Annotated in this window: 18 protein-coding genes; 13 read left to right on the top strand and 5 right to left on the bottom strand. The window is 68.7% G+C overall.

Annotated features, from left to right (window positions below):
* Positions 1–211 precede the first annotated feature (211 nt).
* Positions 212–922 (bottom strand): Crp/Fnr family transcriptional regulator, encoded by a 711-nt coding sequence (locus FHW79_RS15640; protein ID WP_172428347.1) that lies wholly within the window; start codon positions 920–922, stop codon positions 212–214.
* 252 nt (positions 923–1,174) lie between these two features.
* Between FHW79_RS15640 and FHW79_RS15635 the strand changes: the two genes are divergently transcribed.
* The 5 genes from FHW79_RS15635 (at position 1,175) to FHW79_RS15615 (ending at position 6,443) form a co-directional block, all read left to right on the top strand.
* Complete coding sequence (locus FHW79_RS15635) at positions 1,175–2,809, top strand: acyl-CoA synthetase (protein WP_183179769.1); 1,635 nt, start codon at positions 1,175–1,177, stop codon at positions 2,807–2,809.
* 145 nt (positions 2,810–2,954) lie between these two features.
* Positions 2,955–3,716 (top strand): glucose 1-dehydrogenase, encoded by a 762-nt coding sequence (locus tag FHW79_RS15630; protein ID WP_183179768.1) that lies wholly within the window; start codon positions 2,955–2,957, stop codon positions 3,714–3,716.
* A 33-nt stretch (positions 3,717–3,749) separates the two neighbouring features.
* Complete coding sequence (locus FHW79_RS15625) at positions 3,750–4,946, top strand: acyl-CoA dehydrogenase family protein (RefSeq protein ID WP_183179767.1); 1,197 nt, start codon at positions 3,750–3,752, stop codon at positions 4,944–4,946.
* A 4-nt stretch (positions 4,947–4,950) separates the two neighbouring features.
* A complete protein-coding gene (locus FHW79_RS15620; protein ID WP_183179766.1) occupies positions 4,951–6,054 on the top strand; it encodes a phosphotransferase family protein in 1,104 nt (367 codons plus the stop codon).
* Positions 6,054–6,443 carry a DUF6285 domain-containing protein gene (locus FHW79_RS15615; RefSeq protein ID WP_183179765.1) on the top strand — a complete coding sequence of 130 codons (390 nt, stop codon included), beginning with the start codon at positions 6,054–6,056 and terminating at the stop codon, positions 6,441–6,443. Before FHW79_RS15620 ends, FHW79_RS15615 begins: the two co-directional genes overlap by 1 nt.
* Before the next feature lie 50 nt (positions 6,444–6,493).
* Here the strand turns inward: FHW79_RS15615 and FHW79_RS15610 are convergent, their stop codons facing one another.
* The gene (locus FHW79_RS15610) at positions 6,494–7,291 is read right to left on the bottom strand and encodes a ferritin-like domain-containing protein (protein ID WP_183179764.1); all 798 of its coding nucleotides are present in this window, start codon (positions 7,289–7,291) and stop codon (positions 6,494–6,496) included.
* Positions 7,285–8,058, bottom strand: a complete 774-nt coding sequence (cysQ, locus tag FHW79_RS15605) for a 3'(2'),5'-bisphosphate nucleotidase CysQ (protein WP_183179763.1) — start codon at positions 8,056–8,058, stop codon at positions 7,285–7,287. Before cysQ ends, FHW79_RS15610 begins: the two co-directional genes overlap by 7 nt.
* A gap of 93 nt (positions 8,059–8,151) precedes the next feature.
* On the opposite strand from cysQ, the gene FHW79_RS15600 reads away from it, so the two are divergent.
* The 8 genes from FHW79_RS15600 (at position 8,152) to bfr (ending at position 21,617) form a co-directional block, all read left to right on the top strand.
* Positions 8,152–8,679, top strand: a complete 528-nt coding sequence (locus FHW79_RS15600; protein WP_247884398.1) for a GNAT family N-acetyltransferase — start codon at positions 8,152–8,154, stop codon at positions 8,677–8,679.
* A gap of 155 nt (positions 8,680–8,834) precedes the next feature.
* On the top strand, positions 8,835–9,269 hold the full coding sequence (locus tag FHW79_RS15595; RefSeq protein WP_183179762.1) for a hemerythrin family protein: 435 nt from the start codon (positions 8,835–8,837) through the stop codon (positions 9,267–9,269).
* Positions 9,270–9,448: 179 nt separating this feature from the next.
* The gene (gene treS, locus FHW79_RS15590; RefSeq protein WP_183179761.1) at positions 9,449–12,772 is read left to right on the top strand and encodes a maltose alpha-D-glucosyltransferase; all 3,324 of its coding nucleotides are present in this window, start codon (positions 9,449–9,451) and stop codon (positions 12,770–12,772) included.
* 106 nt (positions 12,773–12,878) lie between these two features.
* Positions 12,879–15,143, top strand: a complete 2,265-nt coding sequence (gene glgB / locus FHW79_RS15585) for a 1,4-alpha-glucan branching protein GlgB (RefSeq protein ID WP_183179760.1) — start codon at positions 12,879–12,881, stop codon at positions 15,141–15,143.
* Between the two features lie 177 nt (positions 15,144–15,320).
* Positions 15,321–17,471 (top strand): glycogen debranching protein GlgX, encoded by a 2,151-nt coding sequence (gene glgX / locus FHW79_RS15580; RefSeq protein ID WP_183179759.1) that lies wholly within the window; start codon positions 15,321–15,323, stop codon positions 17,469–17,471.
* 87 nt (positions 17,472–17,558) lie between these two features.
* Positions 17,559–18,596 carry a response regulator gene (locus FHW79_RS15575; RefSeq protein WP_183179758.1) on the top strand — a complete coding sequence of 346 codons (1,038 nt, stop codon included), beginning with the start codon at positions 17,559–17,561 and terminating at the stop codon, positions 18,594–18,596.
* 222 nt (positions 18,597–18,818) lie between these two features.
* Entirely contained in the window at positions 18,819–21,008 is a 2,190-nt protein-coding gene (malQ, locus tag FHW79_RS15570; RefSeq protein WP_183179757.1) for a 4-alpha-glucanotransferase, read from the top strand.
* A 123-nt stretch (positions 21,009–21,131) separates the two neighbouring features.
* The gene (gene bfr, locus FHW79_RS15565; RefSeq protein ID WP_014240606.1) at positions 21,132–21,617 is read left to right on the top strand and encodes a bacterioferritin; all 486 of its coding nucleotides are present in this window, start codon (positions 21,132–21,134) and stop codon (positions 21,615–21,617) included.
* Positions 21,618–21,639: 22 nt separating this feature from the next.
* Here bfr and FHW79_RS15560 read toward each other — a convergent pair whose 3' ends face one another.
* Together FHW79_RS15560 and FHW79_RS15555 are read right to left on the bottom strand one after the other, a co-directional pair.
* Complete coding sequence (locus FHW79_RS15560; RefSeq protein WP_183179756.1) at positions 21,640–22,032, bottom strand: hypothetical protein; 393 nt, start codon at positions 22,030–22,032, stop codon at positions 21,640–21,642.
* A gap of 214 nt (positions 22,033–22,246) precedes the next feature.
* Positions 22,247–22,687, bottom strand: a complete 441-nt coding sequence (locus FHW79_RS15555; protein ID WP_247884397.1) for a hypothetical protein — start codon at positions 22,685–22,687, stop codon at positions 22,247–22,249.
* Between the last annotated feature and the right edge of the window lie 388 nt (positions 22,688–23,075).

Raw genomic sequence — 23,075 nt, 5'->3', positions numbered from 1 at the left:
GCCCCAGCAGGTCCTCGACCGCGACACCGGACATGGCGACCTCCCAAAGCCTGTTCAACAGACGGAGGGCTGTCCCATCGCAACTGTAATGCTAGCCCTCCCCCGCTGCGCAGGGGAGGGGACTGCCGCCGCCTCGCCACTATCTCCCTCCCCTGCGACAGCGGGGGAGGGCCGGGGTGGGGGCCAAGCGGTGGGGGCGCCAGGCGACACCTCACCCATTTGCCTCGGCGATCTCCTCCAGCGCGTCACGGTCGAGCAGGGTGATCCGTCCGGATTCCACGGCGATCACGCCGTTGCGCTGCCATTCGCCCAGCAGCTTGTTGATGCTCTCCCGCGAAACGCCCACCAGACACCCGAGCTGCTGCTGCGACAGTTTGATGTCCAGCTTCAGCCCGCCCGGCGTCGGCTTGCCGAACACGTCGGCCAACCGCATCAGCGCTCGGGCGAAGCGCGACGACGCCTCCAGGAACAGCGTGTCCTCCAGATGCTCGCTGGTCTGGCGCAGGCGCTTGCACAGCACCGTGATGAGCTGGAGCGCCACCGCCGGGCGCTCGTTGAGCAGCGGCACGAACTTGGAGCGGTCGAGCACCAGCAGGTCGGTTTCCTCCAGCGCCACGGCGTCGGCGGTCCGCGGCTCGCCGTCGAGCAGGGCGATCTCGCCGAACAGGCCGCCCTTGTTGATGATGTTCAGCACCAGCTCCTTGCCGTCGGTGGAGTGGGAGCAGATCTTCACCCGCCCGCGGATGACCGCCATCATGCTGTCGCCGGGGTCGCCCTTCTGGAAGATGACCGCGCCGGGCCGGAAATAGGCCAGCCGGGCGCTGGCGGCGAGGCGTTGCAACTCCGGCTTCTCCAGATGCTTCAGCAGGAAATGCCCGGACAGCACCAGTTCCTTGTCGAACGCGATCCGCACCGTCGTCATGGTCGCCCCCATACGGCTCGATACCCGACAGTGTAGCGGGCGGACGGTCCGCAACCGCGACGCCAGAGGCGGTAACGCGCTCGCCCGCCCCTGCCACGTTCTTGCGGGCATAGGGGGAGGGACCGACCAAAGGTGAATCTTGTTCTGCCCAATGGTTCGTGCCTACCATCGTCAGCAAGGCGCCCGATAGGAGGCGCCGGCCGAAGAGCCCGGCTTAAAAACAGGGATCGCAGAACAGGGAAGGAGACGAGCGTGGACGCCACCACTCCGTCCGCAGACCTATCCAGGCGCACGGCCAACCATGTGCCGCTGACGCCTCTGGACTTCCTGCGCCGCTCCGCGATGGTCTATCCGGACAAGGCCGCCGTGGTCTACGGCCCCCTGCGGCGGAACTGGGCGGAGGTCGAACACCGCGCCCGCGCGTTGGCCTCCGCGGTGAGCCGGGCCGGCGTCCGGCCGGGTGAGGTGGTGTCGGTCCTGGCCTTCAACACCCCGGCGATGCTGGAGGCGCATTTCGGCATTCCCGGCGCCGGGGCGGTGCTGAACGCCATCAACACGCGGCTCGACCCGCCCGCCGTCGCCTTCATCCTGGAGCATGCCGAGAGCCGCCTGTTCCTGGTGGACCGCGGCCTGTCCGCCGTGGCCCGCGCCGCGCTGGAGCGCATGACGGCCCCGCCACGCGTGGTGTGGATCGACGACCCGGCGGCGCAGGACGCCGACCCGGTGGGCGATCTGGAGTATGAGGATTTCCTCAAGACCGGCGACCCCGAGGCGCCCTGGCGCACGCCGGAGGACGAGTGGGAGTCCATCGCGCTCAACTACACCTCCGGCACCACGGGCAACCCCAAGGGTGTGCTGTACCATCACCGCGGCGCCCATCTGAACGCGCTCGGCAACGTCATCACCTTCGGGCTGCGGCCGGACAGCGTCTATCTGTGGACGCTCCCCATGTTCCACTGCAACGGCTGGACCTACCCCTGGGCGGTGACGGCGGTCGGGGCGACCCATGTCTGCCTGCGCGCCGTCGATCCGGCGGCGATCTTCCGCCTGATCGCCGAGGAGAAGGTCACCCACCTCTGCGGGGCTCCGGTCGTGCTGACCATGCTGATCCACGCGCCGGACGCGGTGAAGCGCGGCTTCGATCACGGCCCGGTGCAGGTGGCGACCGGCGGGGCGGCGCCGCCCAGCGCGGTGATCGCGGGGATGGAGCGGATGGGCTTCCGCCTGACCCACCTCTACGGCATGACGGAATGCTACGGCCCCTCCACCGGCTGCGCGTGGCAGGAGAGCTGGGCGGACCTGCCGCTGGAGGAACGGGCGGTGAAGATGGCCCGCCAGGGCGTGCCCAACGTCACCATGTCCGAGCAGACCGTGCTCGACCCCGACACCGGCCGCGCGGTGCCCGCCGACGGCGAGACGCTGGGCGAACTGGCGTTGCGCGGCAACACGGTGATGAAGGGTTACCTGAAGAACCCGGCGGCGACCGACGAGGCGCTGCGCGACGGCTGGCTGCACACCGGCGACCTCGCCGTGCTGCACCCCGACCGCTACGTCGAGATCAAGGACCGCGCCAAGGACATCATCATCTCCGGCGGCGAGAACATCGCCTCGCTGGAGGTCGAGGAGGTCCTCTACAAGCACCCCCACGTCATGGAGGCCGCCGTCGTCGCCCGTCCCGATCCGAAATGGGGCGAGACTCCCTGCGCCTTCGTCACGCTGAAGCCGGGATCGGAAGGGCGGGTGACCGAGGCCGAGGTGATCGGCTGGTGCCGCGACCATCTCGCCCACTTCAAGGCGCCCCGGACGGTGGTGTTCGGGGCCTTGCCGAAGACCTCGACCGGGAAGATCCAGAAGTTCGTGCTGCGCGAGCAGGCGAGGGGGTTGTGAGAGGGGCGTGGTCGCATTGGAGCCCCCCTCCCAACCTCCCCCCGCTTCCGCAGGGGGAAGAGCGTGTTCCCTCCCCTGCGCAACGGGGGAGGGTTAGGGAGGGGGCCCGACGCATGAACCCCACCTTCATAGACCCAGGACCCCCATGACCCTCACCCTCACCAACCGCACCGCCCTGGTCACCGGGGCCTCCGCCGGCCTGGGCCGTCACTTCGCGGGCGTGCTCGCGGCGGCGGGCGCCCGCGTCGCGCTGACGGCACGGCGGCGCGAGAGCCTGGACGCCGCCGTCGCCGAGATCGCAGCAGCGGGCGGACAGGCCGTCGCCGTGCCGCTGGACGTCACCGACGCCGACTCCGTCCGCGACGGCGTCCGCGAAGCGGCGAGCGCGCTCGGCAGGCTCGACATCCTCGTCAACAACGCCGGCACCACGGTGTCCAAGGCCGCGCTCGACCACGCCGAAGACGACTGGGACCGCGTCGTCGACACCAACCTGAAAGGCGCCTTCCTCACCGCGCAGGCGGTGGCGCGCGTGATGAAGGAGCAGGGAAGGGGCGGGTCGATCGTCAACATCGCCTCCATCCTCGGGCTGCGGGTGGCCGGCCATGTCGCGGCCTACGCCGCGTCGAAGGCCGGGCTGGTGCAGCTCACCCAGGCGCTGGCCCTGGAATGGGCGCGTTACGGCATCCGCGTCAACGCGCTGGCCCCCGGCTACATGGAAACCGACCTGAACCGCGATTTCCTGGCGACCGACGCCGGGCAGGCGCTGATCCGGCGGGTGCCGCAGCGGCGGCTGGGGCGGCTGGCGGACCTCGACGGGCCGCTGCTGCTGCTGTGCTCCGACGCGTCGGCCTACATGACCGGGGCGGTCGTGCCGGTGGACGGAGGGCATCTGGTCAGCACCCTGTAATCAAGAAAAAAACGACGGAGAGGACCCGAACCGATGGATTTCAGCCTGCCCCCGCCGATCGAGGAGTTCCGCCGCCGCGTGCGCGCCTTCGTGGAGGAGCGCATCCTGCCGCTGGAAGCGGAGCCGGCCTCCTACGACGCGCATGAGAACATCGCGCCCGCCCTGCTGGAGCGCCTGCGTGGGGAGGTGAAGGCTGCCGGTCTGTGGGCGCCGCAGATGCCGACGGCGCGCGGCGGGCAGGGGCTGGGGATCGTCGGCATGGCCGCGGCCTACGAGGAGATGAACCGCTCCATCTTCGGGCCGGTCTGCTTCAACTGCGCCGCCCCCGACGACGGCAACATGCAGCTTCTCAACAAGGTGGCGACCGAGGCGCAGAAGGAGCGCTGGCTCCAGCCCATCGTGGACGGCAAGGTCCGCTCCGCCTTCGTAATGACCGAGCCGCATCCCGGCGGCGGCTCCGACCCCTCGATGATGAAGACCCGGGCGGAGCGCAAGGGCGACCGCTGGGTGATCTCCGGCCACAAATGGTTCATCACCGGGGCGGGCGAGGCGCAGCACTTCATCCTGATCGCCCGCACCTCCGACGACAAGCGCAAGGGGCTGACCGCCTTCCTGTTCGACAAGGACCAGCCCGGCTGGGAGATCGTCCGCCGCATTCCGATCATGGGGCCGGAGGAGCATGGCGGCCATTGCGAGCTGCGCTTCGACGGGCTGGAGGTCTCCGACGAGAACGTCCTGATGACCGTCGGCGACGGGCTGAAGGCGACGCAGATCCGCCTCGGCCCGGCGCGGCTGACCCACTGCATGCGTTGGACCGGCCTGTCCAAGCGGGCCATGGAGATCGCCGCCGCCTATGTGCGCGAGCGCGAGAGCTTCGGCACGACGCTCGCCGGGCACGAGGGGGTGCAATGGATGATGGGCGACGTCGCCATGCAGATCGAGATCGGGCGGCTTCTGGTCATGAAGGCGGCGTGGCAGCTCGACCGCGGCAACTTCGCCCGCAAGGAGGTGTCGATGGCCAAGGTCCATGTCGCCGACACGCTGCACAAGGCGGTGGACACGGCCATCCAGCTCTGCGGGGCCAGGGGCTATTCGAAGGACACGGTGCTGGAGTGGATGTACCGATACGCCCGGCAGGCCCGGCTGGTGGACGGGGCGTCGGAAGTCCACAAGATGGTCCTGGCGCGATTCTACATGGACGAGGGCGACGGCTTCTGGGCCTGGGGGTGACGGGATGGGCGCACTGATCGACGGGGAAAGCCGGCCGCGGCTGGAATCGTGGCTGGCCGGGGCGACCGGCGCAACGCGCGTGGCGGTGGCCGACGAAGGCACGCTCGGCGGGGGAGCCATCTCGCTCAACCTCGCGGTGACTCTGGACATCGACGGGGGACCGCAGGCCGGGCGGCACGCCTGCGTGCTGCGCGCCCAGCCCGGTGGCGGCGCGGCGGCGTCCGGCATGAAGGCCAGCATTTCCAAGGCGCAGGAGTACGCCGTGCTGCGCGCCGCCTTCGGGGCCGGGGTGGCGGCGCCGGAGCCCATCGCCGCCTGCGGCGACCCGGCGGTTCTCGGCGCCGACTTCTACATCATGCGCCGCGCCGAGGGCATCGGCGCCGGGCACAAGGTGGTGAAGGCCGACCAGCCGCAGCGCGCCCTCGCCCGCGAGCTTGGCCGGCAGCTCGGCCGTCTGCACAAGGCCGGGCCGGACACGCCGGGGCTGGAGGGGCTGCCGATGCCGGCCGCGTCGCCGGCGCTCGACTGCGTCCACGCCTACCGCGACTGGCTAGGCGATCTGGCGCTGCGCGATGCCGTTCTGGCCTGGGGGCTGCGCTGGCTGGAGATCCACGCGCCGCCGCCGGGCGAGCTGGTGCTGTGTCACCGCGACTACCGCACCGGGAACTATCTGGTGAAGGACGGCGGGCTGACCGCCATCCTGGATTGGGAGTTCGCGGGATTCAGCGACCCCATGGAGGATCTCGGCTGGTTCTGCGCCCGCTCCTGGCGGTTCGGGCGCCACGACCGCGAGGCGGGCGGTCTGGCCGGGCGGGAGGACTTCTACGCCGGTTACGAGGAGACCTCGGGCCGCCGGGTGGACCCGCAGGCGGTCGCCTATTGGGAAACCGCCGCCTACATGCGCTGGGCGGCCATCGCGGTCCTCCAGGGGCGACGCCATACCTCCGGCGAGGAACCGTCGTTGGAATTGGCCTTGACCGGGCGGATGCTGCCGGAGATCGAGTTGGATTTGTTGCGCCACATCCACGGGCTGGGTCTGAGGGCGTCCGCCCCGGCGGCGGTGGGTGCCGAACCGTCCGGCGATGCCGACGAAGAGAGGGTCGCCTGATGCGCACCAGCCCAGACGCCCAGGAATTGCTGAGCATCGTCGCGGACACCTTCCGGACGGACCTGCTTCCCCACATCCCGCCGGCCCAACGCTACACGGCGCTGATGATCGCCAACGCGCTCGGCATCGTGCAGCGCGAACTGGCCGGGGTGGACGAGGCCGGCCACGCCATGCTGGCGGCGCTCGCCCTGCTCTACGGCGAGGACGCCGACGACAGCCTGTCCGGCGCCGACCTGCGCCAGCGGGTGGAGGCCCTGCAGCACCGGCTGTGCATCGAGATCGCCGCCGGCGACTTCGACCACGAGGGCCAGGACGTGCTGATGGAATGCCTGGAGGAGATCGTCCAGGCCCGGCTGGGCATCGCCAACCCCAAGCTGCTGCGGGGGTGAATCAGCCGCCCCTCTCCAGACACGGGAGAGGGGCGCGAACAATACGGGCGTCACTCCGCGATCGGCTCGTAGAATTCCGGGCCGAAGTCGGCGGCTTGGCGGCTGGTCACGTTGAAGGGCTTCTTCAGGCCGCCGCGGAAGTACCGCTTGACCAGATCCTGCCACGTCTCCACCGGGTCGACGCCACGCTTGGCGCAGAGATGGCCGAACCAGCGGCGTCCGGCGGCGACGTGAGTGATCTCCTCGTCGTGGATGACTTGGAGCAGGGCGGCGCTCTCGGCGTCGCCGAACTCGCGCAGGCGGCGGACGGTCTCCGGGGTGACGTCGAGCCCGCGCGCCTCCAGAACCATCGGCACCACGGCCAGCCGGGCGGCGAGGTCGTGGGCGGTGGTGGTCGCGGCCTGCCACAGCCCGTCATGGGCCGGCAGCTCGCCATAGCCGGACCCGAGCTGGTTCAGCCGCTCCTCCAGCATCTGGAAATGCCGGGCCTCGTCGTCGGCAACCTGCACCCAATCGTCGGTGAAGCCCTTCGGCATCCCCTCCCCGACGAAGCGGCACACGATGTCCCAGGCGAGGTCAATGGCGTTCAGCTCGATGTGGGCCAGCGCGTGCAGCAGGGCGACGCGGTTCTGCGCACTGCCGCCGCGTCCGCGCTTGGGCATGTCGCGGGGCAGCATTAGGGGCGGGCGCTCCGGACGGGCGGGGCGCTCCGGCGGGGCCACGTCGCCGAACCCGGTGATGCGTCCGTCGCGCCACGCCGCGGCGTAATCCCGCGTCAGGCGCACCTTCTCCAGCGGCGCCGCGGTGGTCAGCACCGCGACGGCCGCGTTACTCAGCGTCGTCACCATCCATACGCAACGAAATGGGGGTTCAGGATGTCGGCCTTGCCGTAGAGGAAGGGCGAGCCGTCGGGCTGCTCCACCCGGCCGCCGGCGGCGGCGAGGATGGCGTGGCCGGCGGCGGTGTCCCATTCGCTGGTCGGGCCGAAACGGGGATAGAGGTCGGCCTTGCCCGCGGCCACCGTGCAGAATTTCAGGGAGCTGCCGCAGGTCACCCGGTCCTTCACCGTGTAGCCGGCGAGGAACCTCTCCAATTCGCTGCCGCTGCCGTGGGAGCGGCTGGCGACCACGGTCAGGCCGTCGGGCGGCGGCTTGCGGACCTGGATGGGATAGTCGTGACGGCCCTCCACCCAATGAACCGCGGTGCCCGGTCCGCAGGCGGCGTAGAGGTCGCCGGTGGCCGGCGCGTAGACGACTCCCAGGACCGGGCGCCCGCCGTCGATCAGGGCGATGTTGACGGTGAACTCGCCGTTGCGGTTGATGAATTCCTTCGTGCCGTCGAGCGGATCGACCAGCCAGAACCGCCCGCCGGAAATGTCCGGCCGGTGCCCGGCGGCCACGGCCTCCTCCGCGACAACCGGAATGCCGGGGGCGATGTGGTGCAGGGCCGGGGTGATGACATGCTCGGCGGCCAGATCGGCCTGGGTGACCGGACTGCCGTCGACCTTTGTGGCGGCGTCGATGCCGTCGTTGTAGAAGCGCAGGATCACCTGACCCGCTTCGTGGGCGATGGTCCGCACCTTGGGCAGCAGGCTCGCCGCGGCGGTGTCGGTCATGGGTGGTCCTCCGGTCGGCTGGTGTGCGAACGGTCACCATAGCGCGCCCGGATGGTGGGCTGGAAGGCTGGAAAGGGCGGGGAGGATGGGAGAATGCGGATGAACGCGGGCTGGCGCGCCATGGAGTTGGCGGACCTGGACCGTGTCATGGCCATCGCCGAGGTCGTTCACCCGGATTACCCGGAGGACCGCGCCGTGTTTGCCGAGCGGCTGGCCCTCTATCCGGAGGGCTGCGCCATGGCGGAAATCGATGGTGGGGCCGAAGCGGACGGGAGTTGCATCGGTTACATCGTCATGCATCCGGGGCGGCTGGGCGTCCCGCCACCGCTCGATTCGCCGCTCGGCGCGCTGCCGGATTCCCCGGACTGCCTCTACCTGCACGACGTCGCCCTGCTGCCGGCGGCGCGGGGGCTGGGGTTGGGAGCCGCCGCCCTGGAGCGCATGAACGCGCTGGCGGCGCGGCGGGGCTTCCGCTGGCTGGCGCTGACCTCCACCCCCGGCGCGCGGGCCTTCTGGGACGCGCAAGGATTCCGGCCGCATGACGGCGGGGCCGGGCTGGCAGCCAAGCTGGCTTCCTACGGCGGCGGGATGACCTACATGACGAAGCCGGTGAAAGGCTGATCCGGTGTATTTGAGATAATTTGCCGCAAGTTGCCTTCATCTCGCCCGGTGGCGATTCGATTTGCGGCAAGTTGTCCGACCCCGGCGGGCGACCGCGGATGCTATCTTGCGGCCTCCCCGACACCTTCAGCACGGCCGTTCGCCGGCAGGCCCCCATGCAGCCATCCGCCCGCTTCCCGTGGAAGTCCGAATACACGGTCGGAAACGAGTCGATCGACGAGCAGCACCGGACCCTTCTGGAACTGGCCGGTCTGCTGCACATGGCGGTCGCGGCGGGACAGGGCTACAAGATCATCCAGAACGCCTTCGCCGCCCTGGTGAAGTACACGGAGGAGCATTTCTCCGACGAGGAGCAGTTCTGGATCGACGCCAAGAGCGCCGCCGTCGAGAAGCACAAGCGGCTGCACCGGCAGATCACCGAAGAACTGCTGGCCCTGCGGTTCGAGGGGCCGTACGGCGTCGTCTTCTGCACGCCCAACGAACTGACCAACTGGGTCGAGCACCGCCTGATCGCCCATTTCATCGAAGAGGACCAGGGCGTCTACCGCAGCCTGACCCCGGGCGCCAAGCGGAAGCGGGCCTCCGCCTGAGTTCGGCGCCGCCTCCAATGGTGGTCCGCCATCGCAGGTTTCGCGTCCAACGTTGCCTTTGCCGTGGAACGGACCCAACTCTAACTGGTTTATGATGTGGCGCGGCTGCCGGATGGGCGCGGGGTTCCCCGCCCATGCGGCGGCCCCGCTCCACCAGACCAGCGGAGCGACGGGGCGGTATGAAGAACTCGGACAATGGCCGGATCGATCGGAACGACACGCTCTGGTACAAGGACGCGGTCATCTATCAGCTTCACGTCAAGGCGTTCTTCGACGCCGACAACGACGGCATCGGCGACATCGCCGGCCTGACGCAGAAGCTCGACTACATCCAGGAGCTTGGCGTCACCACGCTGTGGCTGCTGCCCTTCTACCCCTCGCCGCTGCGCGACGACGGCTACGACATCGCCGACTATAAGGCGGTCAACCCGTCCTACGGCAATCTCCAGGACTTCAAGCGGTTCCTGCGCGAATGCCACGACCGCGGCCTGCGCGTGATCACCGAACTGGTCATCAACCACACCTCCGACCAGCACCCGTGGTTCCAGCGCGCCCGTCAGGCCAAGCCGGGATCAAACCACCGCAATTTCTACGTCTGGTCCGACACCGACCAGAAGTACCAAGGCACCCGCATCATCTTCTGCGACACGGAAAAGTCCAACTGGACCTGGGATTCCGAGGCGCAGGCCTATTTCTGGCACCGTTTCTATTCGCACCAGCCCGACCTGAACTTCGACAACCCGAAGGTTCTTCAGGAGGTGCTGAACGTCATGCGCTTCTGGCTGGACATGGGGGTGGACGGGCTGCGGCTCGACGCCGTTCCCTACCTGAAGGAGCGCGAGGGCACCAACAACGAGAACCTGCCGGAAACCCACGACGTCCTGAAGGCCATCCGTACGGAGATCGACAAGGGCTACGGCGACCGCATGCTGCTGGCTGAGGCGAACCAGTGGCCGGAGGACGTGCTGCCCTATTTCGGCGACCTGGAGAAGGGCGGGGACGAATGCCACATGGCCTTCCACTTCCCGTTGATGCCGCGCATCTACATGGCCGTCGCCATGGAGGACCGGCACCCCATCGCCGACATCATGCGCCAGACCCCGGACATCCCGGACGAGTGCCAGTGGGCCATCTTCCTGCGCAACCATGACGAGCTGACGCTGGAGATGGTGACCGACCGCGAGCGGGACTATCTCTGGGACTTCTACGCCGCCGACCGGCGGATGCGCATCAACCTGGGCATCCGGCGGCGCCTCGCCCCGCTGCTTCAGAACGACCGCCGCAAGATCGAGCTGCTGAAGAGCCTTCTGCTGTCCATGCCGGGCACGCCGGTGCTCTATTACGGCGACGAGATCGGCATGGGCGACAACATCTATCTCGGCGACCGCGACGGCGTGCGCACGCCGATGCAGTGGTCGCCCGACCGCAACGGCGGCTTCTCCCGCGCCGACCCGGCGCGGCTGTACCTGCCGGCGATCCAGGACCCGATCTACGGCTTCCAGGCCATCAACGTCGAGGCGGCCCAGCGCAGCCCGTCGTCGCTGCTGAACTGGATGAAGCGGCTGATCGCGGTGCGCCAGCAGCACAAGGCCTTCGGGCGCGGCAGCTTCCAACTTCTCTACCCGGGCAACCGCAAGGTCCTGGCCTATCTGCGCTGCCATTCGACGGAGGAGGGCGACGAGGTCATCCTCTGCGTGGCCAACCTGTCCCGCTCCGCCCAGGCGGTGGAACTGGACCTGAAGCAGTTCCGCGGCCGCGTGCCGGTGGAGATGCTGGGCCGGACGGTCTTCCCGCCGGTTGGCGATCTGCCCTATCTGCTGACCATCCCCGCTTACGGCTTCTACTGGTTCGCCCTGGCCGCCGAGGCGGCGCTGCCGTCCTGGCACGAGACGATGCCGGAGCCGGTGCCCGACCTGCTCACCGTGGTGGTGCGCGACGGCTGGAAAAGCCTGATCAGCGGGCGCGCCGAGGCGGAACTGGCCCGCGACGTCCTCCAGGCCTATCTGCCGCAGCAGCGCTGGTTCGCCGCCAAGGACCGCCGGATCGAACGCGCGCATGTCCCGGTGTCCGCGCGGCTGAACGGGCCGGGCGACGGCTTCATGCTGCTTCACGCCGACGTCGAACTGTCCGGTGGCGGCACGCAATCCTACTTCCTGCCGCTCGCCATGAGCTGGGAGGAGAACGCCGGCAACACCGGCTGGCCGCTGCTGCCCTTCACGCTGGCCAAGGCCCGGCGTGGACCGCGTACCGGCGCCATCTACGACGCCATGCAGGCCGATGCCTTCACCCGCAGCCTGCTGACCGCCCTGCGCGAGGGGCGGGAGATTCCGGCGTCGCACGGACACCTGCGCTTCTCGCCGACGGCCTGCATGGCCGACCTCGTGGTGGACGATGACACGGAGATCCGCCGCCTGGGCGTGGAGCAGAGCAACAGCTCCATCCTGGTCGGCAGCCAGGCTGTGCTGAAGGCGTTCCGCCGTCTGACCCCCGGCGCGCATCCGGAGATCGAGGTCGGGCGCTTCCTGACCGAGGTGGCGGGCTTCCAGAACACGCCGTCGCTGCTCGGCTCCGTCGAGCATGTGGCGGAGGACGGCACGCCGACCGCGCTGTTCGTGCTCCAGGGCTACGTCCGTAACCAGGGCGACGGCTGGAGCAGCACCGTCGACTCGCTGGTGCGCGATCTTGACGACATCCGTCTCGGCCTGTCCCATGATCCGGAGGAGCCGACCGAGGGCGAACCCTTCGGCATGCACGCCGCCATGATGGCGACGCTCGGCCAGCGCACGGCGGAACTCCATTGCGCGCTGGCGAAGCGGACCGGCGATCCGGCCTTCGATCCGGAACCGGTCACCGCCGACGACCTGAAGGGCTGGGGCGAGGCCGCCCGCCGGCAGGCCGAGGCCGCCTTCGCCGCGCTGCCCGGCGCACTGGACCGGCTGGCCCCTGCCGTGCGCGAGCAGGCGGAATCGCTGCTGGCCCGCCGCGCCGACGTGATGAACCGGCTGGCCGAGCTGGCCGACACCCCGCCGCAGGGCGACAAGACGCGCATTCATGGCGACTACCATCTGGGGCAGGTGCTGCGCGCCCAGAACGACTGGTACATCATCGACTTCGAGGGCGAGCCGGCGAAGTCGCTGGAGGAGCGCCGGGCCAAGCACAGCCCGCTGCGCGACGTGGCGGGGATGCTGCGCTCCTTCAACTACGCCACCTGGGCGGCGCTGTTCCGGATCGACGAGACGGGCGCGTTGGAGGAGGCCGGTGCCGTGATGGAGGCGGCGCTCGATTGGGAGCGGCGCAGCATGCAGAGCTTCCTGGATGCCTACCGCGCCGCCATGGGGGCCTGCCCGGACGTGCCGGACGGAACCGCCGGCGACCGCCGTCTCCTCGCGCTCTTCCTGATGGAGAAGGCGTTGTACGAGATCGCCTACGAGGCCGCCAACCGGCCCAACTGGATCGGCATTCCGGTGAAGGGCGTGCTGGGGCTTTTGGACGGCGAGTCCTGAGGCGAAACCCGAAACGGGACATAGGACGCCGCGGGCGTGGTGTGACAAACGCCCCGGCGCTATGTTCACACCCCAAGAACGAGCAAGGGTAGGGGAAGGTCAGCCGATGCCGAACGACATCCGAACGGGAAACCGTGCCAAGGCGCAGGAAGCGTCGCCGAAGGCCGCGTCGCCGTTGAGCGGCGGCATCGAGGCCATCGTCCACGCCGACCACGGTGATCCCTTCGCGATCCTGGGCATGCACCAGACCGGCAAGGGCCAGCCCGTCGAGGTCCGCGCCTTCATCCCCGGCGCGGAGAAGCTCTGGGTGGTCGACAGCGCGTCCGGCGACCCGGTGGGCGAGGCGGACAAGGTCCACGGCGAGGGCTTCTTCGTCGCCGTCCTGACTGACCGCAAGGAGCCCTTCCGCTACCGCCTGCGCGTCCAGTTCCCGCTGGCGACGGTGGAGTTCGAGGACGCCTACCGCTTCTGGTCCGTCCTGGGCGAGTTGGACATCCATCTGCTGGCGGAGGGCACGCACCTCAAGAGCTTCGAGCGGCTGGGTGCCCACCCGCGGGAGATCGACGGCGTGGCCGGCGTGGCCTTCGCCGTCTGGGCGCCCAACGCCCGGCGGGTCAGCGTCGTCGGCGATTTCTGCGACTGGGACGGACGACGCCTTCCCATGCGCAAGCGGACGGAAGCCGGCGTGTGGGAGATTTTCGTGCCCCATGCCACCGTCGGCCAGCGCTACAAGTTCGAGATCAAGGGAGCTGGCGGCGATCTGCTGCCGCTGAAATCCGACCCCTACGCCTTCCAGGCCGAGTTCCGCCCGCAGACCGCCTCCGTCGTGCACGGCCTGCCGTCCTACGACTGGCAGGACGCCGAGTGGCAGCGGACCCGCTCCGCCAGCGCCGACCTGACCGCGCCGATCTCCATCTACGAGGTCCATCTCGGCTCCTGGGCGCGGGTGCCGGAGGAGGGCGACCGCTTCCTCACCTACCGGGAGCTGGCCGAGCGGCTGGTGCCCTACGTCAAGGATCTCGGGTTCACCCACATCGAACTGCTGCCGATCACCGAGCATCCCTTCGACGGCTCCTGGGGCTACCAGCCGATCGGCATGTACGCCCCGACCAGCCGTCACGGCACGCCGGAGGACTTCAAGTATTTCGTGGACGCCTGCCACGCGGCGGGGATCGGGCTGCTGCTCGACTGGGTGCCCGGCCATTTCCCGACCGACCCGCACGGGCTGGGCTGGTTCGACGGCACCCACCTCTACGAGCACGCCGATCCGCGCCAGGGCTATCATCAGGACTGGAACACGCTGATCTACAATTTCGGCCGGACGGAGGTGCAGAACTTCCTGCTCGGCAACGCGCTTTTCTGGCTGGAGCATTACCGGCTGGACGGGCTGCGGGTCGATGCCGTGGCCTCCATGCTCTACCTCGACTACAGCCGCAAGGCCGGCGAGTGGGTCCCGAACCGCTTCGGGGGGCGCGAGAACCTGGAATCCATCGCTTTCCTCAAGCGGATGAACGAGCTGACCTACGGCCAAAACCAGGGCATCATGACGGTGGCCGAGGAATCCACGGCTTGGCCGGCGGTGTCGCGGCCCGTCTATCTCGGCGGCCTGGGCTTCGGCTACAAGTGGAACATGGGGTGGATGCACGACACGCTTGAGTACATGGCGAAGGACCCCATCCACCGCCGCTACCACCACCACCAGCTCACCTTCGGCCTGATCTACCAGTTCTCGGAAAACTTCGTCCTGCCGCTGAGCCACGACGAGGTGGTGCACGGCAAGGGGTCGCTCATCAACAAGATGCCCGGCGACGACTGGCAGAAGTTCGCCAACCTGCGCGCCTATTACGGTTTCATGTTTGCCCATCCCGGCAAGAAGCTGCTGTTCATGGGCGGCGAGTTCGGCCAGTGGCGCGAGTGGAGCGAGGCGCGCAGCCTGGACTGGCACCTGCTGGAGGAGCCGCTGCACCAGGGGCTGCACGCGCTGGTGCGCGACCTGAACCGGATGTACCGCGGGCTGAAGCCGCTGCACCAGACCGATTGCGACCCGGCCGGCTTCGAATGGATCGAGGCCAACGACAGCGACAACTCGATCCTCGCCTTCCTGCGCAAGAGCGGGGAGGACCCGGAGCACCATGTGGTCGTGGTCTGCAACTTCACCCCGCTGCCGCGCGACGGCTACCGCGTCGGCGTGACCCTGCCGGGCCGCTACGAAGAGGTGCTGAACACCGACGCCCCCGAGTATGGCGGCAGCGGCGTCGGCAACGCCGGCGGCGTGGAGAGCGAGGAGACGGAGTGGCATGGCCGTCCGCATTCCATCACCCTGACCCTGCCGCCGCTGGGCACGCTGGTGCTGGAGCGCAAGGCGGGGTAGGGGACGCGCTTCGACAAAAGGGAGGAGGGACGAGCGGTGTTCCGCACTTGACGCGACCGGCGCGTCGCTCCTTTATTGCAGCAGGTGGCTATCCGCTTCGGCTAGGTCACCTGCCGCGCCCGGCGCAAGCCGCTTGCGGTTCCGCCCGATGTCCGTGCCCGTGGAGAGTCTGCCCCGATGTCCATCTCCACCGCCACGCGCACCGCCGTCTGGCCCGGCAAGCCCTATCCGCTGGGGGCGAACTGGGACGGGTTCGGGGTCAACTTCGCCCTGTTTTCCGCGCACGCCGAGAAGGTCGAGCTCTGCCTGTTCGACCAGACCGGCCAGCGCGAGGTCGAGCGGGTCGTCCTGCCGGAACACACCGACGAGGTCTGGCACGGCTACCTTCCGGAGGCCCGGCCCGGCCTGCTCTACGGCTACCGGGTCCATGGCCCCTACGAGCCGGCCGCGGGGCACCGCTTCAACCCGAACAAGCTGCTGCTCGACCCCTACGCCAAGGCGCTGTTCGGGCCGTTCCGCTGGTCGGACGCCCATTACGGCTACCGCGTCGGCTCGACGCGCGAGGATTTGTCCTTCGACCGGCGCGACAACGCCCGCGGCATGCCGAAATGCCGGGTGGTCGACCGCGCCTTCACCTGGGGGCACGACCGGCACCCGGCGGTGCCCTGGTCGGACACGGTGATCTACGAGACTCATGTCGGCGGCTTCACCATGCGCCACCCGGAGGTGCCGGCCCCGCTGCGCGGCACCTTCGCCGGCATGTCCACCCACGCGGTGATCGACTATCTGAAGGCGCTGGGCATCACCTCGGTGGAGTTCCTGCCGGTGCAGTCCTTCGCCGACGACCGGCATCTGGTTGGGCAGGGCCTGCGCAACTATTGGGGCTACAACAGCGTCGGCTTCTTCGCGCCCGAGCCGCGCTACATGACCACCGGCGTGCTGTCGGAATTCAAGACCATGGTCGCCCGCCTGCACGAGGCGGGGATCGAGGTCATCCTCGACGTGGTCTACAACCACACGGGCGAGGGCAACCATCTCGGCCCCACCCTGTCCTTCAAGGGCATCGACAACCTCAGCTACTACCGGCTGCTGCCCGACAACCCGCGCTTCTATATCAACGACACCGGCACCGGAAACACCCTGAACCTCAGCCACCCGCGCGTGCTCCAGATGGTCATGGACAGCCTGCGCTACTGGGTGACGGAGATGCACGTCGACGGGTTCCGCTTCGACCTCGCCACCGTGCTGGCGCGGGAGCCCTACGGCTTCGACCCCGGTTCGGGCTTCCTCGACGCCGTGCGGCAGGACCCGGCGCTGGCCGACGTGAAGCTGATCGCCGAGCCGTGGGACGTCGGTCCCGGCGGCTATCAGGTCGGCAACTTCCCGCCGGGCTGGGCGGAGTGGAACGACCGCTACCGCGACACCGTGCGCCGCTACTGGCGCGGCGACGACGGCATGCTGCCGGAACTGGCAGGGCGCATCGCCGGCTCGTCGGACCTGTTCGAGAAGCGCGGGCGGCGGCCCTGGTCGTCGGTGAACTTCGTCACGGCGCATGACGGCTTCACCCTCCACGACCTCGTCTCCTACAACGACAAGCACAATTGGGCCAACGGCGAGGACAACCGCGACGGTCATTCCGCCAACCATTCCTGGAACCACGGGGTGGAGGGCGAGACCGACGACCCGGCGATCCGCGAAGCCCGCGCCAAGCAGAAGCGCAACCTGCTGGCCACCCTGTTCCTGTCGCAGGGCACGCCGATGATGCTGGCCGGCGACGAGATCGGCCACAGCCAGAAGGGCAACAACAACGCCTATTGCCAGGACAACGAGACCTCCTGGCTGGACTGGGCGCGGCTGAAGGGCGAGGGCGGGCCGATGCTGGCCTTCGTCAAGCGGCTGATCGCTCTGCGCAAGGCGCATCCGGTGCTGCGCCGCCCGGTGTTCCTGCACGGCCGCCGCACCTCCGCGGACGGGCTGAAGGACATCGTCTGGTACACCCCGCAGGGCGTGGAGAAGTCAGCGGAGGATTGGCGCAACGGGCACGCGCGCTGCATCATGCTGCTGCTGAACGGCCATGCCGGAAGCTACACCGGGGTGGACGGTGCGCCGCAGGACGACGGGGTGCTGCTGATCGTGCTGAACGCCCACACCGACACGGTGAGCGTCACCCTGCCGGAGGTGCCAGACGCACGCGGCTGGCGCTGCGTGCTCGACACCCGCGTGACGGACGGGGCCGGCGACGGGCGGATGCAACTCGCCGGGCGGACGATGCCGGTGGACGGACGGACGGCGCTGGTGTTCGTGCAGGTGGAATCGCCCGGTCGTTGATGCGGGTCAATAGGTGGTTTTTTCCGCCTGTGCTAACGTCGGGACCGGGGGTGGCTTATCCACCTCCGGTTTTCGCGGAACCGACGCATGCCCGACTATGACTTCTCCCTGGTTGATGCGGCCATCATCGACACGCAGTCCAACAGCCAGCGTGTCATGCGCGAAGTGTTGGCGCGGCTGGGGATGAAGCGGACGGGTATCCATGGCTCGGTTCAGGATGCGGCGGACACGGTGACCGCTGCCACACCGGACCTGATCCTGTTGGACACAGACGGGGAGGAGACGGAGGCTCTGCGCCTCATTCGCCGCTTGCGCAACGAGCCGGACACCCGCAACCCCTACGCCTGCATCGTCGCCACGACGTGGCAGCCGACACCGCTTCTGGTCATGCGCGTCACCAACGCCGGGGCGGACGACCTGCTGGTGAAGCCGGTCTCGCCCAAGAAGGTGCAGGACCGTCTGGCCGCCCTGATCGAATCGCGCAAGAAATTCGTGGTGACCGCAGACTACACGGGTCCGGATCGCCGCAAGTCGCCGCGCGAGGGCGCCCAGGTGCCGCTGCTCGACGCACCGAACACGCTGCGGCTGAAGGCGACCAACCGCTGGGCGCACATCAACGCCCGGCAGCTCATGGCTGAAGCCAACCACTTCGTCAACGAGCAGAAGCTGCTGCGCATCAGCGTGCAGGTCGCCTTCCTGATCGAGTTCGCGGCCCCTGGCCTGACCGCCCGTCCGCCGGAGCGGATGGCGGTGGAGCATGTGGCACGCGTTCCCACCTTCCTCGACGACCTGCTGCGCCGCCTCGACGACCTGAGCGAGCCGGGGCCGGCGGAATCGGTCGCCAAGTCCCTGAAGATGATGGCCGAGCGGCTGCGGCTCCACGCCGAATCGGGCGCCGTCGCGGCGGAGGAACTGGAGAGCGCGCGCGCTCTCGCCCGCGACCTGATGCAGGCGGTGGACAAGGCCCGCCCGCTCGACGCGATGATGGCGGAGGTCGCCGCCGCCGTGACCGGTTATCGCTCCCGGCTGGAACAGATGGCGCAGGCCAAGGCGGAGGCCGCGCGGGCCGCCGTCGCGGTGCCTGCGGCGAATGGCGATGCCGCGAAAGAGGCGATCGGGTCGTGATCCCGCAAATGGTGAGCCGCTGAAGGAGGCCGGATCATCCAAGGTTGCGGCGCGTTGTCACCCTTGCCCCGTCGCCGTGCGCGAAAGCGTTGCGGTCAGTATGGAAATTCGAATGTTCGGGGCTGGACGGAATCGGCCCGACGCGCAATGCTCGCGCGCAGGCCGTTGCGGCCAGAACGACGCCACCAAGACGCCACGACCGACAAACGCGGGGACCCCTGAATGAGCGATCTCGACCGGCTTGCCGAACGGCTTGGCATCGAGCCCTTCTACCATGACATCTGGGGCAACCGGCGCGAGACCTCTGACGCGACGAAGCGCGCTCTGTCCGCCGCGATGGGCTATCCCGCCGGCAGAGGCGAGGAGCTGGCGGCGAGCCTGCACGCGGTGGAGGACCGGGCGTGGCGGCGCATGTTGCCCCCCGTCCTGGTGATCGACGAGGGTGCGCCGCTCAGCCTCGCCCTGGCCGTCCCGGCTGGGCTGGAGGACGCCGAGTTGACCTGGACGCTGACCGAGGAGGGCGGGCTCGCCCACCGCGCGTCGCTGCGTGTCGGCAACCTGCCGCTGGCCGACCAGCGGGTGCTCGACGGCGTGGCCTACGAGCGGCGGACGGTGTCGACCCGCCTGCCGCCGACCCTGCCGCTCGGCTATCACCGGCTGTCGGTGGTGATCCGGCCCCAGGGCGTGGGCGGGACGCTGGAGGGCGGCACGGTGCTGATCGTCGCGCCGCAGCGCTGCCTGACGGTGGAGGACGTCATCCCCGGCGGGCGGACCTGGGGCATCGGCCTCCAGCTCTATGCGCTGAAGAGTGGCGACGATTGGGGCATCGGCGACTTCGACGACCTCGGGCGCTTCGCCGAGACGGCGGCGGGGCTCGGGGCCGGGCTGGTCGGGCTGAATCCGCTGCACGCGCTGTTCCCCGCCGACCCCAACCACATCGGCCCCTATTCGCCGAGCAGCCGCACCTTCCTCAACAGCCTCTACATCGACGTGGAGCGGGTGCCGGAGCTTGCCGCCACGCCGCAGGCGCAGGCCCTCATCGCGTCGGAGGAGTTCCGGCAGCGGCTGGCCGCCGTGCGGGCGACGGAACTGGTGGACTATCCCGCCGTCTCCGCCCTCAAGATGCCGGTTCTGGAGGCGCTGCACGCGACCTTCCGGGCACTGGGCGAGAGCGACGCGCGGCGCGAGGCGTTCGAGATGTTCCGGCGCGAGATGGGCGAGCCGCTGCGCCGCCACGCCGTGTTCGAGGCGCTGCACGAACATTTCTACCGCCGCGACCCCTCCCAGTGGATGTGGCGGAGCTGGCCGCCGGCCTTCCAGCACCCGGACAGCCCGGAGGTGCAGGCCTTCGCCGCCGAGCAGGCCGAACGGGTGAATTTCTTCGAATATCTGCAATGGGAGGCCGACCGCCAGCTTGGCACGGCGGCGGAGCGCGGGCGCCGGGCCGGGCTGCCCATCGGCTTCTACCGCGACCTCGCCGTGGCGGCGCACCCCGGCGGGGCGGCGGCCTGGGGCGAGTCGGACATCCTGGTGCAGGGCGCCAACGTCGGCGCGCCGCCGGACCAGTTCAACATGAAGGGGCAGAACTGGGGCCTCGCCCCGCTGTCGCCGGTGGGCTTGCGCGAATCGGCCTATGGCAGCTTCATCGCCATGCTGCGCGCCAACATGCGCCATGCCGGGGCGCTGCGCATCGACCATGTGATGGCCCTGCAGCACCTGTTCTGGATTCCGGCGGACGGCAGCGACGGCGCCTATGTCGAATACCCGTTCGAGGATCTGCTGCGGATCATCGCGCTGGAAAGCCGGCGCAACCGCTGCATCGTCATCGGCGAGGATCTCGGGACCGTGCCGGAAGGCTTCCGCCCGGCGCTGGAGCGGGCCGGCATCCTCAGCTACCGCGTGCTGTATTTCGAGCGCGCCGACGACGGCGGCTTCAAGGCGCCGGACGAGTATCCCGCCGGGGCCATGGTCACGGTCACCACCCACGACCTCGCCACCTTCAAGGGCTTCTGGACCAACCGCGACCTCGACTGGCGGGCCCGGCTCGACCTTTATCCCGACGAGGCGGCGCGCAACAAGGATGTCTGGGACCGCGGCGTGGACCGCTGGTGGATGCTCCAGGCGCTGGAGCGGGAAGGGCTTCGCCCGGTCCGCTACCCGAACAACGAGGGCTCGCAGCCCTTCTCGCGCGAGTTGATGGAGGCGGTGCACCGCTACCTCGCCCGTTCGCCCGGCCGCATCGCCATGGTGCAGATCGAGGACGCTCTGGGCGAGGTGGAGCAGCCGAACCTGCCGGGCACCGTGGACCAGCACCCGAACTGGCGCCGCCGCCTGGGCGTGCCGGTGGAGGCGATGGCCGAGGATGAAGGCCTGCGCCGGCTGGCCGAGGCCGTGCGCAGCGAGCGGTCCTGAAGCCAGCCGAACCGGAAGCCGATTGCGATCCTGCGCTATTGGCTTACACTTGGCGACAGTCGTCGGGCAAAAGAACAGCGCGCCGCGCGCCATTCCGCGCGGCCAATCAAGACGGAGGGGTAGATGAAAGGTGATCCGAAGGTTATCCGGCACCTCAACACGATTCTGACGAACGAGCTGACGGCCATCAACCAGTATTTCCTGCACGCCCGCATGTTGAAGAACTGGGGCCTGCACCGGCTGGCGGGCAAGGTCTACGAGGAATCCATCGGCGAGATGAAGCACGCCGACAAGCTGATCGAGCGCATCCTGTTCCTGGAAGGCCTTCCCAACCTTCAGGACCTGCACAAGCTGAAGATCGGCGAGGATCTGCCGGAGATGTTCACCGCCGACCTGGGCATCGAGAGCCACAACCGCGGCAACCTGCTGGAGGCCATCGCCGACTGCGACGCGGTGCGCGACTACCAGAGCCGCGAGATCTTCCGGGAGATCCTGGAGGACACCGAGGAGCACATCGACTGGCTGGAGACCCAGCTCGACCTGATCCAGCGCGTGGGCCTGACCGCCTACCAGCAGGAACAGATCTACGGCGAGGACTCCTCGTCCTAAGCGATGGGGAGCTGTCCGCCGCCTAGACGGACACCCCAGCCGACGTCCCGGCCGCATAGGCCGCGGCGTCGGCCTTGCGGTAGGCGGTGATGGCGGCGGACCAGGGCTCGATGTGCAGGCCGCTGCCCATGGCGTCCTGATGGATGCTCTGCGCGATGAATCCGGCGTTGGGCATGGCGTTCAGGCGCGGCGACGCGCCGGTCACCGGCCGGTCACCGGCCTCCGCGTCGCCCAGCGCGAATGTCGCGGAGGAACCGGCACGGCCGGCGCGGTTGCCGTCCGCTCCGCCCAGTTCCGTCCGCTGTCCGCTTTTCAGCGCATCGTCGGTGGCCGAGACATCGTCGGACCGCCGGCGTTCCTGCTCCCCCGGCACGCGCCGGATGGGCTGCACCGCGATGGCTTCGCTGGCCAGCATCTGCCGAATCTTGCTCATCCCGGACAGGGATTGAGCGTTCGACGCCGATGATAGGGACAGGATGCTGGACACGGGGGCAGGGCGGGTTGGGGTTGAGCCTTGACCCGCATGGTATCAGCGCAAACCTTCCCGATGCCTTAAAAAAATCGGTCAGGGGTCATGGCGCCGTGGTGGCTGTCCATCCGACGGCGCCGAGTGATGCGCTTCGAAGGGTTTAAGCCCCCTTGCGTCCACGGACGTTGCGGCGGACGACCGACTGCGCCTCCACGATCAGGTCGCTGCCGCCCAGGACGCGGGTGAACAGCGCCTTGACTGTGGCCCGGCCGTGCACCGTCAGCACGCCGCTGTTCGTATCGTCCTCAATCCTCAGCGCCGCGGTGTGGGCGCCCAGGAAGCTCTTGGAAAAGGCATTGTCGAAGAAGGTGCGGATGTGGCCGTCCCGCTGATCGTCGAACATGACGCGCCCACCCGCCAGGGCAGCAGCGTCAACCGCCTGCGCCAGCCGCGCCTGCACCGCATAGCCACGCACCGTTTCCAGGGTGTAGCCGGCGCCCACAGTCAGGGGGAGGCCGAGCGCGACGATCAAGGCCAGCGCGAGCCTGCGCCCGGATCGCCGTTCCTGCCGATGCTGGAGCGCGTAAGGGTGGTAAACCATCACCATCGCCGGACCCAAAAAAATGTGAAGGAAAGCGCAAGACCAAATCTGCCGAAATTGCCTTAATGAGCGATTAACAGCGCTCGAATAAGTCTTTGAATGTTTAAAGACGTGATAACGAGAGCGTGTGTTCGTTCGCGCTTTCTCTCATTATTATTTTGAGTTGCATAAAGCTTTTTGTCTTTATGGAGGCAAAGTGGTTCGAAATTCGTACTAAAGTTTTGCGAAAGACCGGCATGGCGAGACCGGCATGGCGAGACCGGGGCAGACCTTAAGGATTCTGCGCCACATCGGAAGGGGAAAAAAGAAGGATCGGCCATGCGGATGGGCGACGCACTGAAGGGGAGGGGGAATAAAGCCTTCCATCCGGGCGTCCACGAACCACCAT

Origin of the sequence: Azospirillum sp. OGB3 (genome assembly GCF_014192915.1) — a bacterium.
Lineage (GTDB): Bacteria > Pseudomonadota > Alphaproteobacteria > Azospirillales > Azospirillaceae > Azospirillum.
This window is presented reverse-complemented; position numbering and strand designations above follow the sequence as displayed.